The 10,885-nt window shown below is 72.2% G+C and carries 13 protein-coding genes and 1 tRNA gene; 2 read left to right on the top strand and 12 right to left on the bottom strand.

The window, feature by feature from the left end; all coding sequences use genetic code 11:
• Positions 1–99: 99 nt before the first annotated feature.
• The 4 genes from ACWDUZ_RS05860 to ACWDUZ_RS05845 all read right to left on the bottom strand — a co-directional run bounded on the left by ACWDUZ_RS05860 (position 100) and on the right by ACWDUZ_RS05845 (position 3,724).
• Entirely contained in the window at positions 100–285 is a 186-nt protein-coding gene (locus tag ACWDUZ_RS05860; protein ID WP_451630549.1) for a hypothetical protein, read from the bottom strand.
• Between the two features lie 96 nt (positions 286–381).
• Positions 382–1,275: an SDR family oxidoreductase gene (locus tag ACWDUZ_RS05855; protein ID WP_451630548.1), complete on the bottom strand. Its 894-nt coding sequence runs from the start codon at positions 1,273–1,275 to the stop codon at positions 382–384.
• The gene (locus tag ACWDUZ_RS05850) at positions 1,272–2,207 is read right to left on the bottom strand and encodes an alpha/beta fold hydrolase (RefSeq protein ID WP_451630547.1); all 936 of its coding nucleotides are present in this window, start codon (positions 2,205–2,207) and stop codon (positions 1,272–1,274) included. Before ACWDUZ_RS05850 ends, ACWDUZ_RS05855 begins: the two co-directional genes overlap by 4 nt.
• Entirely contained in the window at positions 2,204–3,724 is a 1,521-nt protein-coding gene (locus tag ACWDUZ_RS05845) for a flavin-containing monooxygenase (RefSeq protein ID WP_451630546.1), read from the bottom strand. The genes ACWDUZ_RS05850 and ACWDUZ_RS05845 overlap by 4 nt, the downstream gene beginning before the upstream one ends.
• Before the next feature lie 132 nt (positions 3,725–3,856).
• Here ACWDUZ_RS05845 and ACWDUZ_RS05840 point away from each other — a divergent pair, with 132 nt between their 5' ends.
• Positions 3,857–4,498, top strand: coding sequence for a MerR family transcriptional regulator (locus tag ACWDUZ_RS05840; RefSeq protein ID WP_451630545.1), 642 nt, complete (start codon positions 3,857–3,859; stop codon positions 4,496–4,498).
• Between the two features lie 27 nt (positions 4,499–4,525).
• Here ACWDUZ_RS05840 and ACWDUZ_RS05835 read toward each other — a convergent pair whose 3' ends face one another.
• Entirely contained in the window at positions 4,526–5,329 is an 804-nt protein-coding gene (locus ACWDUZ_RS05835; protein ID WP_451630544.1) for an exodeoxyribonuclease III, read from the bottom strand.
• A gap of 101 nt (positions 5,330–5,430) precedes the next feature.
• Here ACWDUZ_RS05835 and ACWDUZ_RS05830 point away from each other — a divergent pair, with 101 nt between their 5' ends.
• Positions 5,431–5,958 carry a GNAT family N-acetyltransferase gene (locus ACWDUZ_RS05830; protein WP_451630543.1) on the top strand — a complete coding sequence of 176 codons (528 nt, stop codon included), beginning with the start codon at positions 5,431–5,433 and terminating at the stop codon, positions 5,956–5,958.
• Here ACWDUZ_RS05830 and ACWDUZ_RS05825 read toward each other — a convergent pair.
• The 7 genes from ACWDUZ_RS05825 to moaC all read right to left on the bottom strand — a co-directional run bounded on the left by ACWDUZ_RS05825 (position 5,939) and on the right by moaC (position 10,866).
• Positions 5,939–6,688 (bottom strand): glycosyltransferase family 2 protein, encoded by a 750-nt coding sequence (locus tag ACWDUZ_RS05825; RefSeq protein ID WP_451630542.1) that lies wholly within the window; start codon positions 6,686–6,688, stop codon positions 5,939–5,941. The genes ACWDUZ_RS05830 and ACWDUZ_RS05825 overlap by 20 nt on opposite strands.
• An 8-nt stretch (positions 6,689–6,696) precedes the next feature.
• Positions 6,697–7,317, bottom strand: a complete 621-nt coding sequence (locus ACWDUZ_RS05820; RefSeq protein WP_451630541.1) for a UTRA domain-containing protein — start codon at positions 7,315–7,317, stop codon at positions 6,697–6,699.
• 101 nt (positions 7,318–7,418) lie between these two features.
• Positions 7,419–7,492: transfer RNA gene (locus ACWDUZ_RS05815), tRNA-Ala, on the bottom strand.
• Between the two features lie 92 nt (positions 7,493–7,584).
• The gene (locus tag ACWDUZ_RS05810; RefSeq protein WP_451630540.1) at positions 7,585–8,883 is read right to left on the bottom strand and encodes a hypothetical protein; all 1,299 of its coding nucleotides are present in this window, start codon (positions 8,881–8,883) and stop codon (positions 7,585–7,587) included.
• Positions 8,884–9,101: 218 nt separating this feature from the next.
• A complete protein-coding gene (locus ACWDUZ_RS05805; RefSeq protein WP_451630539.1) occupies positions 9,102–9,722 on the bottom strand; it encodes a GNAT family N-acetyltransferase in 621 nt (206 codons plus the stop codon).
• Between the two features lie 20 nt (positions 9,723–9,742).
• Positions 9,743–10,285: a MogA/MoaB family molybdenum cofactor biosynthesis protein gene (locus tag ACWDUZ_RS05800; RefSeq protein ID WP_451630538.1), complete on the bottom strand. Its 543-nt coding sequence runs from the start codon at positions 10,283–10,285 to the stop codon at positions 9,743–9,745.
• Positions 10,282–10,866: a cyclic pyranopterin monophosphate synthase MoaC gene (gene moaC / locus ACWDUZ_RS05795; protein WP_451630537.1), complete on the bottom strand. Its 585-nt coding sequence runs from the start codon at positions 10,864–10,866 to the stop codon at positions 10,282–10,284. The genes ACWDUZ_RS05800 and moaC overlap by 4 nt, the downstream gene beginning before the upstream one ends.
• Positions 10,867–10,885 lie beyond the last annotated feature (19 nt).

Below are 10,885 nucleotides of genomic sequence, written 5' to 3'. Positions count from 1 at the left end.
AGCTCGGCCGGCGGCGGGCGCAACGTGGGGCGCCCCGGCACACAGGGCGCCCCACGCTCCCGGCCGAGGCCGAGCGCAGCACACGTCAGTGACTACCGACTACCGGTCGTAGTCCTGGTTGAGACGGTCCTCCATCTCGTCGCGGGTGTCGTCGGTGTGCTGACGCCCACGCTCACGCTGCTGGGACGAGCGCTGGCCGGCCTTCTCGCGGCCCTCCTGGGTGCGCTCCTTGCCCTGCTGCTGCCGCTGCTCGGCCTGGTCCTGGAACTTGTCCTTCATACCCATGCTGTTTCACTCCCGTGTGGGTGAGGGGGATCCCCAAGTGGGTGAGGGGATCGACCTCGACCAGATTCACACGGGCGGTCACGCTGCGCATGTCGATCAGTGACGCTGCGTCGCACCAGTGGCCCGGTGTTGTTCGTCGGCGGCGCCGCCCGCGCCCACCAGACCCGTGCGCATCCCCGTCAGCCGGTCCGCGAACCGCCGCATCTCCCGCTGCCCCACGGTCCCGATGATCCCCGGCAGGTACCCGCGCACGCCCTGCATCCCGCGCAGCCACCACTGCCCGTACACATGACTGGAGCGTCGCTCGACGCCGTCCACGATCCGGTCCACCGCCGGACCCAGCGGATACGTCTTGTTGGACGGCCACGGCAGCCGCTGCCTCAGCTCCCGCATGACGTCGTCCTGGTCGGCCCCCCGCACCATGTCGGTGTCGGTCCACGACAGGTAGGCCACGCCCACCCGCACGCCCCGGTGGCCGACTTCGGCGCGCAGGCTGTGCGCGTACGCCTCCACACCGGACTTGGACGCGCAGTACGCCGTCATCATCGGGGCGGGGGTGATCGCCGCCAGCGAGGCGATCTGCAGCAGATAGCCCCGGCTCTTCACGAGCGCGGGCAGGAACGCCCGGCCGGTGACCGCCGACCCGATCAGGTTGACCTCGATCACCCGCCGCCAGGACCCGGGGTCGGAGTCGGCGAACGGGCCGCCCGTCGCCACACCGGCGTTGGCGACCACGATGTCGACCTTGCCGAACCGCTCCCCGACCTCCGCCGCCACCCGCGTCATCGCCTCGTGGTCGGTGACGTCGGCGTACCAGTGGGCGCTCTCCCCGTGCAGCCGCTCCGAGACCTGCTTGAGCGCGTCCGGTTCCAGACCGACCAGCGCGACCTTCGCGCCGCGCGCGGACAGTTTGCGCGCGAGCAGTTCGCCGACGCCCCGCGCGGCGCCCGTGACGACCGCGACCTGCCCCTGAAGACTCACCCTGCTCATGCGCTCTCCTCGACCTCGACCTCGGCGTGTGCGTGTACGTGCGCGGCGACCAGCGCGCGGATCTTCCCCGTGACCAGGTCGGGCGCCTCCACGGGCGTCATGTGGCCGATCCCCGGCAGCTCGGTCAGGCCGGTGCACTCCGGCAGCGCGGCGGCCAGCTCCCGCACGTGCACCGGCGGCGTGAGCCGGTCGGCGGAGCCGGCGACGACCTCGGTGGGAACCCTCAACTTCCGTACCCCACCGTCGAGGTCGAGCGTCTCCAGCACCCGCGACCAGGCGTGACGGGCGGTGCGCGGGCAGGCGTGCACGATCCGCGCACACGCCTCGACCATGTCCGGCGCCGAAGCGGGGCCCATCGTGGCGTACTTGAGGATCCGCTGCGCGAGCGGCGTGACCGGGCCGAGCGGGGCCCGCGAGCCGAGGATGTGCTTCGTCAGCCACGTCCGCGGCCGCCCGGCCCGGATCGGCACCACTGTGGACCGCGCGACCAGGCGGGAACTGCCGGTGCTGCACAGCAGGACGGCCGCCGCGTGTTCGCGGAACGCCGGGCGCGCCGACGCCGCCATCACCGTCATGCCGCCCATGGAGTGCCCGGCGATCACCGCCTGCTCGCCGGGCGCGAGGGTGGCGTCCAGGACGGCTTCGAGGTCGTCGGCGAGGGCGTCGGTGCCGCATGTCGCGCTCGCCGGGCTGCGGCCGTGGCCGCGCTGGTCGTAGGCGATGACGCGGTGGTCGGCGGACAGCGCCCGGATCTGCGCCGCCCAGAACGCGGTCGAGCAGGTCCAGCCGTGCGCGAGGACGACGGCCGGCGCGTCCTCGGGGCCGTGCACCTCGGCATGCAGGCGGGCGCCGTCGGCGGAGGTGACGGTGAGGGTGCGGGCGGGAACGGGCGGGGCGTAGGGGCCGGAGGTGACATGGGCGAGGCGGCTCACGCGGTCACCTCCGTGGTCTCGTCGACCGGGGCGGTCTTCGCCGCCGGTGGCCGCAGGACGGCGTACTCCGCGAGATCCACCCGCCGCGTGGCGCGCCGGAACTCGGTCGTCGTGCCGGGCCAGATGGTGGTGTTGCGGCCGCTCGCGTCCAGGTACCAGCTGGTGCAGCCGCCGGTGTTCCACACGGTGCGCTTCATCCGCTCCTGCACCCTGCGGTTCCAGGCGTTCACGGCACTCGGGCGCGCGTCGAGGGCCACCCGGCCTCCCAGGACGTCCAACTGCCGCAGATAGTCGGCCATGTAGTTCAGCTGGGACTCGATCATCAGGATCATCGAGGAGTTGCCCAGGCCGGTGTTGGGGCCGATGAGTGTCATCCAGTTCGGGAACCCGGCCGCGGCCGCGCCGCGCAGCGCGGCCATGCCGCCCTTCCAGGCTTCGGCGAGCGTACGGCCGTCCGCGCCGACGACCCGCTCGGCGATCGGCATGTCGGTGACGTGGAAGCCCGTGCCGAAGATGATCGCGTCGACCTCGGCCTCGGTGCCGTCGGCGGCGACGACGGTGGACCCGCGGATCTCGCTGAGCCCGCTCGCGACGACGTCCACGTTGTCCTGCGCGAGTGCCGGGTAGTACGTGCTGGACAGCAGGATCCGCTTGCAGCCGATGCGGTAGTCCGGGGTGAGCTTGGCGCGCAGCGCCGGGTCCTTGATGGCGCGGGCCATGTTGCGCTTGGCCAGTTGCTCGACGAAGCCCAGTTCGCCGGGGTGCTTGGTGAACGCCTGGACCTGCAACTCCCGTATGCCCCACAGCACTCCGCGGCGCAGCCGGGTGGTCAGCGGCAGCGTGCGGTGCAGTGAGCGCTCCGCGCCACTGATGGCGCGGTCCACGCGAGGCATCACCCACGGCGGGGTGCGCTGGAAGACCGTGAGGCGGGACACCTCGGGCTGGATGGACGGCACGATCTGGATGGCGGAGGCGCCGGTGCCGACCATGGCGACCCGCTTGCCGGCGAGGTCGTAGTCGTGGTCCCAGCGGGCGGAGTGGAAGACCTTGCCGGGGAAGGAGTCCAGGCCCGGGATGTCCGGGACCTTGGGGTCGGACAACGGCCCGGTCGCGGAGACCACGACGTCGGCGGAGAGGTTCCCGGCGGTCGTCTCGATGTCCCAGCGCAGCAGCTCCGTGTTCCAGGTCATCTTCTTGACCTCGGAGTCGAAGCGGATGTGCGGGCGGAGCCGGAAGACGTCGGTGACGTGCTCCAGGTAGGCGCGGATGTGCTGCTGTCCGGAGAAGGTGCGCGGCCAGTCGGGGTGGGGGGCGAAGGAGAAGGAGTAGAGGTGGGAGGGCACGTCGCAGGCGCACCCCGGATAGCTGTTGTCGCGCCAGGTGCCGCCGACGCTGTCGGCCCGTTCCAGGACGATGAAGTCGGTGATCCCCTCCCGGCGCAGCCGCACGGCGGCGCCCAGCCCGCCGAAACCGGAGCCGATCACCGCCACCCGCACATGCTCGTGTTCGTGGGCCATCCCGAAGCCTCCGCGCATCACTCTTGGACTCTGCCAGTGAATACTGGCGCAATGGGAGAGTAGAGGAGCACCGTACTCATGGGTAGGGGGCGGTGAGCGAAAGTTACCCCGGGTACGACATAGGCTTCCCGTGTGGCAGACAAGCGCGAATACCGCATGGAGGAGCTGGCGGAGCTGGCCGGCATCACGGTGCGCACCCTGCGCTTCTACCGCGAACGCAAACTGATCCCGCCGCCCCGCCGCGAGGGCCGTATCGCCTGGTACGACGACCATCACCTGGCCCGGCTGCGCACCATCGCGGCCCTGCTGGAGCGCGGCCACACCCTGAACGGCATCGCGGAGCTCGCCGAGGCCCTCGACCACGGCCGCGACGTCGCCGACGTCCTCGGCGTCGCCCCGACCGAGGAGGAACCGGTCCGCCTCACCCCCGAGGAACTCGCGGCCCGCTTCGAGGGCGAGGTCACCCCCGAGAACCTCGCCGCCGCGCTGGAACTGGGCTACCTCGGCACCGACGGCGACGAGATCGTCCACATCAGCCGCCGCCTGCTCGACGTCTCCTCCGCCCTGGTCCGCGAGGGCATCCCGCTCGCCGAGGTGCTGGCGGCCGGCGCCCGCGTCCGCGAACACGCCGACACACTGGCCGAGTTGTTCGCCGACCTGATCCTGCGCCACGCCCCCGAGGAGGACCTCCACCGCCTGCGCCCGCTCGCCCGCAGCGTGGTGGAGGCGGAACTCTCCCTGGCACTGGACCGGCGGTTGCGCAAGCGCGACTAAGAGCCGTCCCGCACGAGTCGACGCGCCTCACATGGTGAAGACCACCGTCACCGGAGCGTGATCCGACCACCGCTCCTCATGGCTGGCCGCTCGCTCCACGACCGCCTTGACGGCGCGGTCGGCCAGCCCAGGGGTCGCGACGGCGAGGTCGATCCTCCAACCCGAGTCGTTGTCGAAGGCCCGCCCCCGGTAGGACCACCAGGTGTACGGTCCTTCGGTGGCCGGGTGCAGGGCGCGTACGACGTCGACGTAGCCACCCTCGGCGGGGTCGAAGACCCGGGTGAGCCACTCCCGTTCCTCGGGCAGGAAGCCCGAGTTCCTGGTGTTGCCGCGCCAGTTCTTCAAGTCGGCCTGCTGGTGGGCGATGTTCCAGTCGCCGCAGACGAGGACCTCGCGGCCGTCGGCGGCGGCACGCGCGCGCAGATCCTTGAGGTGGGCGAGGAACTCGCCCATGAAGCGGATCTTCTCGTCCTGGCGTTCGGTGCCGACCTCGCCGGAGGGGAGGTAGAGGGAGGCGACCGTCACACCCGGCAGGTCGGCCTCGACGTACCGCCCGCTGGTGTCGAACTCCGACGATCCGAAGCCCACCCGGACACGGTCGGGTTCGCGGCGGGTGTAGAGCGAGACCCCCGCGCGGCCCTTGGCGGCGGCGGGCGCGTGCACGACGTGCCAGCCGTCGGGTGTGCGCACGTGCTCGGGCAGCTGCTGCGGCTCGGCGCGCACCTCCTGGAGGCAGAGCACATCGGCCTCGGTCCCCGCGAGCCACTCCACGAAGCCCTTCTTCGCGGCGGCACGCAGTCCGTTCACATTGGCGGAGGTCACGGTCAGCACCCGGGCACTTTACCGGCACACTGGACGGGGTCCCGCAAGAGACCAGCGCGTACTCCCTGTCACCGGCCCCCGGCCGCCTGCATTGATATACGGTGTCCAACATGATTATCCGCCCTGTGCCCTTCGACCACCCGGACGCCGTCAAGCTGAACGACGAGGTCCAGGCCGAGTACCACGTGCGTTACGGCGACGGCGGCGACGCGACGCCCCTGGACCCGGACGACTTCCGGCCGCCGAACGGCGTGTACCTGATCGCCTACGACGAGGACGGCACCCCCGTCGCCACGGGCGGCTGGCGCAGCCAGGACAAGAACCCCGAGGGCAACGAGGACGGCGACGCCGAACTGAAGCGGATGTACGTCGTCGCGTCCATGCGCGGCCGGGGCCTGGCCCGCCGCATGCTCGCCGCGCTGGAGGCCGACGCCCGCGCCGCCGGCCGCGTCCGGATGGTCCTGGAGACCGGTGACGAGCAGCCGGAGGCCATCGCCCTGTACACCTCCAGCGGCTACGAGCCGTGCGCCAAGTTCGGCTACTACCGCGAGTACGAGTCGAGCATGTGCTTCGCCAAGCCGCTCCAGCCGCAGGACGCGGAGGACGCGGGAGACGCGGTCACGGGTGCCAGGTGCTGAGTCTGGCGAGGGCCTCGGCGCGGTCCTCGATCACCTTCATGCGGGCGCGTCGCTCGGTGTCGTGGTGGTGGGCGCTCTGCGCGGTGCTCTGCCCGGCCCACTTGCGGTAGAGCAGCCCGCACTCGTCGATGAACCATCCGGTGCTGACCGCGTTCAGCGCCATCAGCAGGCCGGTGTCCTCGGACGAGGGAAGGGCCATCCATCCGCCGAGCGCGGTCACGAGGTCGCGCCGGGCGCACAGGGTGGCCGGGTGGACCTGGGCCCGGTAGTCGTGCGTACGCCATCGTTCGAGGACGGCGCCGCGCGCGAGGGGGCCGGGCGGCGGGTCGCCGTCGAATCCGACGGTCGATCCGTCGGCGAGCAGGTCGAGCACGCGGGACGTCGTCCACGCGACGCCGTCGTGCCGGGTCAGGGTCGTGATGTCGCGGAGCAGCGCGCCGGGCGTGAGCATGTCGTCCGCGTCCAGGACCTTGACGAAGTCGCCCCGGGCTCGGGCGAGTGCCATGGTGCGGGCCATGCCGGCGCGCCCCTGCCTGCCCTGTTCGAAGCTGATGCGCGGGTCGTCGGGGACGTGCGGCCGTACGTCCCCGCTCCGGCCGTCCTCCTGGACGACCCACTCCCAGTCCCAGCCGGGCGGCATCTCCTGCCGGGCGAGCGAGGCGTGGGCGTCCGCGAGGTAGGGGGCGCTGGGCCCGTGCACCGCGGTGATCACCGACACGATGTGCGTCAAGCGACCGGTCACCACCTTTCCAACGGGGTCACGCACTTGACGGCGTAGCGGTCACCGGGCAGCACGACGTCCGCCACCTCCACGATCCGGCCGCCCATGTCGTGCAGAGTCTTGCGGACGTCCATCACCGCGACACCCGGCACCAGGCCGAGTTCCTCGGCCTCCTGAGCCGTGGGCGGGCGCGCGGTCACGAGTTCCTCGACGCGTCCTACCTCGATCCCCACCGTGAGGAGCTGGTGCATGGTCCCGCCGGGCCACGGTTCCAGGGTCTGGTCGAGCAGTTCGGGGTTCTTCCGCGCGATCTCGTACGGGAGGTAGGACCGGGCGATGTTCAGCGGTGTGCGCTCGCCGGCCCGGCGCGTGCGGTACGTCCGCCTGAGGACGGCGGCACCCGGCTCGATGCCCAGCGCCAGGGCGAGTTCCTCGGGTGCCTCGATCCGCTCGTAGTCGGCGTGGAACGCCAGTTGGCCGGTGCTCAGGCCGGTGTCCCGCTCGGTGGCACCCCTGGTGCCGCGCTCCTTCAAGTCGGCGCGCGCCCGGTCCTTCTCCCACTGGTGCCGGAGGTTGCACCGCTCGGCGCGCCGGAGCCGTCCGTGTGCGAACTCGACCTTCTCGTACCGCTTCGCCATCTGCGGCCTCCTCGGTCCACACATCTCAGTGTGCCGCGCTCACCGCTGTACGACATGTCAGAGCCCCGGTCGGTGATCACCGACCGGGGCTCCGAGCTGCGTGGACCTGAGGGGATTTGAACCCCTGGCCCCCTCGATGCGAACGAGGTGCGCTACCGGACTGCGCCACAGGCCCTTGCAACGAGTGAAACTCTAGCATCCCCGTCCGGGTGGTTGGAAATCCGTTCCCGGGCTGGTCAGCCGTGGGGCTCCCACGGGGTTCGGTGACTACTCGTTGGCCGCGCGCGGCCGCTCGCCGTCCTCGTACTGGTCGAACAGCGGGGTGCGGCCGCGCTCGCGGGAGCGGCGGCCCGAGGCGGCGGAGCTCCCCCCGCGCGAGCGGCCTCGCGCCTGGGGGCGGGCGTCGCCGCGGGTGGCGGCCGGACGGTCCTCGGACGCCGGGGACTCCTTCGCGCCGGTGGCCGCGTCCTCCTGCTCCGGCACCGCGGCCGACGACCGCGCCGAGCTCCAGGAGTCGGGTGCGCCCAGGTCCACGTCGGACCCGGCCCGCGGGGCGACGGGTGCGGTCACGTACGTCGGCAGCGGGACGGGCACCGGGTCCCAGCTGTCGCCGTGCCCGGGCCGCCGCCGGCGCTCGCGCTGCTGGTCCAGCCACTCCGCGTGGTCGGTCTGCTCGACCAGGGCGCGCCGGTCGGCGGCGAGTGCGGACATTCCCTGGTCCGCCTCCGGCTCGCCGGCGGCCTCCGGCTCGTCCGCGTCCTCGTCCAGCGGGGCGCGCCGGCGCTGCGGGTGCCGGCTCTCCCGCAACCGCTGCGCGGCGGCCTCGGCGCGGCGGCGGTCCATCTGGTACGCGAAGCGGCGGCGCTCCTGCACGCGCAGATAGGCGATGTAGGCGCTGAGCAGCACGGCGGGCGCTCCGGGCGCCCACAGGAAGGCGAGGCCTCCGACGGCGGCGACGATCGCGCCCAGGGTGAAGGCGAGGAAGAGGACGACGGTGGTGCGCCGACGGCGCGCGAGAACCTTCGTCCGCCGGGCGCGTGCCGCGTCCGCCTCCGCGCCGGGCGCACGCCGGGCCACGGGGACGCGCTTGCGCGCGCGTGCACCGGCGGCTTTCGATCCGGCCCCTGGCCCGGACGGGGAGGCGGGCGCGGATTCCGGTGTGCTCGCGGGCGCGGATTCGGACGTGGTGGCCGAGGCGGAGGGGTCCGCCGGTGACGTGGTCCGGGCCGCGGGCACGCCCGCACGGCCGCGACGGTCCCGCTCCGGGGCCTGCTCGGGCTGCTGCGCCCGGGTCGGGGGCATGGCGAAGGCCCGGACGTCCACCGAGCCGGTGACGGCGTCCGGTTCCGCGGCGCTGGACTCCCCCTCCTCGGCGGAGCGCGCCCTGAGGTCCCTGGCGTACCGACGCTCCATTCCCGCCCGTCCGGACAGCAGCCGGATGGCGGTGCTGAAGCGTTCCGTCGGACGGGCCTCGTTCAGCTCGTCCTGCCTACGGAGCCACATGGGCACCAAGTAGGCGGCCCAGGCCCCGACAATGACTGCGTAGATGAGGCCGCTGCTGCTCACGTCTCACACGGTAGAGGGGCCGGCGCGAGGCCATCCGCCAATTGGGCCGGTGTGTCGCACGATCTGGCTGATATTTCGAACTTTTTTTGTGACCGATACGGTCAGCAAGCCGTCAAGCCCGTGAATTCAATGCCACCCGCGCGGTCACCCGCCGATCATTTTCGAACATCTATTCAATTCACGGAGACCCCATGATGTTACTCACGGTTACATCGGTTCTACTCGCTGTTCTGCCGGGCGTTCTGCGGGTTGCGGGGGCGGGTCCGCCGCCAGCGGTTCAGCAGCCCTTCGGGCACCTCTTCCGCGGTGAGCGCGAAGACCAGGTGATCGCGCCAGGCCCCGTCGATGTGCAGATAACGCGGCCTGAGGCCCTCCTCGCGGAATCCGAGTTTCTCCACCACCCGGCGGCTCGGCCCGTTCTCGGGGCGAATGCAGACCTCGATGCGGTGCAGTCCGACGGTACGGAAACAGTGGTCCACGACGAGTGCCACCGCCGTCGGCACCACCCCGCGCCCGGCCACCGTCTCGTCCACCCAGTAGCCGATGTGACCCGAGCACATGGAACCCCAGGTGATTCCGGCGACCGTCAACTGCCCGACCAGACGCCCCTGGTACTCGATGACGAACGGCAGCATCCGCCCCGCGTTCGCCTCGGACCGCAGATGCCGCACCATCTGGCGATAGGTCGGCCGGTGCGTTATCGGCCCGCTGGGCGTGGGCGGCGGAATGGTCGCCTCCCATGGCCGGAGCCAGTCCCGGTTGCGCCGGTTCACCTCGCGCCAGGCCCGCTGGTCGCGCAGCTTTATCGGCCGGAGGACGACATCGCCCTCCGCGAGCACGACGGGCCAGGATGGGCTGTTCAGCTCGCACCCCCACGGCCGGCCCCGGGCCCGGGATGGTCGCCGCCCCGCAGTTGGTCGACCGCGTGCGTCAACAGCGGCTCCAGAACGGCCAGTCCGTCCCTCACCCCGCCGGAAGACCCCGGCAGGTTGACGATCAGGGTCCGCCCGGCCACCCCCGCCAGCCCCCGGGAGAGCGCCGCCGTCGGCACCTTCTGCCGTCCGAACGCCCGGATGGCCTCCGCGATGCCCGGCACCTCGTGGTCGATCACCCGGCGGGTGGCCTCGGGGGTGCGGTCGGTGGGCGAGATGCCCGTGCCGCCGGTGGTGACGACGACGTCGTAGCCGGCCTCGACGGCGGCGCGCAGCTCGACCTCCACCGGGTCGCCGTCCGGCACGATCCGGGGGCCGTCCACGGCGAAGCCGAAGCGCCTGAGGCCGTCGGCGATCAGCGGGCCGCCCTTGTCCTCGTAGACCCCGGCTGCGGCCCGGTTGGAGGCCGTGACCACGACAGCGCGGTACGGCGCGGTCCGCGCGCCCCCGGCCGCTGCGTCCCACGTCATGACCGGCTCCAGTCGCCCGACTTGCCGCCCGTCTTCTGCTCCACCCGCACGTCCGTGATGACCGCCCCCTTGTCGACCGCCTTGACCATGTCGATCACGGTGAGTGCGGCGACCGAGACCGCGGTGAGCGCCTCCATCTCCACGCCCGTGCGGTCGGTCGTCTTCACGGTGGCCGTGATCTCCACGGCGTCGTCCGCGACCGACAGGTCCAGTTTCACACCCGACACCGACAACGGGTGGCAGAGCGGGATGAGGTCCGGGGTGCGCTTGGCGCCCATGATCCCGGCGATCCGCGCGGTGGCGAGGGCGTCGCCCTTGGGCACCCCCTCGCCGCGCAGCAGCTCCACCACGCGCGGCGAGACGAGGACACGGCCGCTGGCGCGGGCGGTGCGCGCGGTCACCTCCTTGCCGGACACGTCGACCATGCGGGCGGCGCCCGCGTCGTCGATGTGCGTCAGTCGGTCCTGCGCGGGTTCCTCGGCGTGGTCCTGCGTGGTGTCTCGCACGCGGTCCGGCGCGACGTCGTGTGCGCGGCCGTGCGCGGAGGGTCCGGGGGTCTCCCCCCGGGAAGGCGTAGTCATGCTCTGTGGCGCTCCCGGT

It is taken from the genome of Streptomyces sp. NPDC003393 (genome assembly GCF_053589015.1).
Note: the sequence above shows the minus strand (reverse complement) of the source record. Positions and strands in the feature narration are given on the sequence as shown.

Excerpts from the sequence above, each read along its gene's own strand:
- ACWDUZ_RS05860 (WP_451630549.1), bottom strand. The coding sequence starts at position 285 with ATGGGTATGAAGGACAAGTTCCAGGACCAGGCCGAGCAGCGGCAGCAG.
- ACWDUZ_RS05855 (WP_451630548.1), bottom strand. The coding sequence starts at position 1,275 with ATGAGCAGGGTGAGTCTTCAGGGGCAGGTCGCGGTCGTCACGGGCGCC.
- ACWDUZ_RS05845 (WP_451630546.1), bottom strand. The coding sequence starts at position 3,724 with ATGGCCCACGAACACGAGCATGTGCGGGTGGCGGTGATCGGCTCCGGT.
- ACWDUZ_RS05830 (WP_451630543.1), top strand. The coding sequence starts at position 5,431 with ATGATTATCCGCCCTGTGCCCTTCGACCACCCGGACGCCGTCAAGCTG.
- ACWDUZ_RS05820 (WP_451630541.1), bottom strand. The coding sequence starts at position 7,317 with ATGGCGAAGCGGTACGAGAAGGTCGAGTTCGCACACGGACGGCTCCGG.
- ACWDUZ_RS05800 (WP_451630538.1), bottom strand. The coding sequence starts at position 10,285 with ATGACGTGGGACGCAGCGGCCGGGGGCGCGCGGACCGCGCCGTACCGC.
- moaC (WP_451630537.1), bottom strand. The coding sequence starts at position 10,866 with ATGACTACGCCTTCCCGGGGGGAGACCCCCGGACCCTCCGCGCACGGC.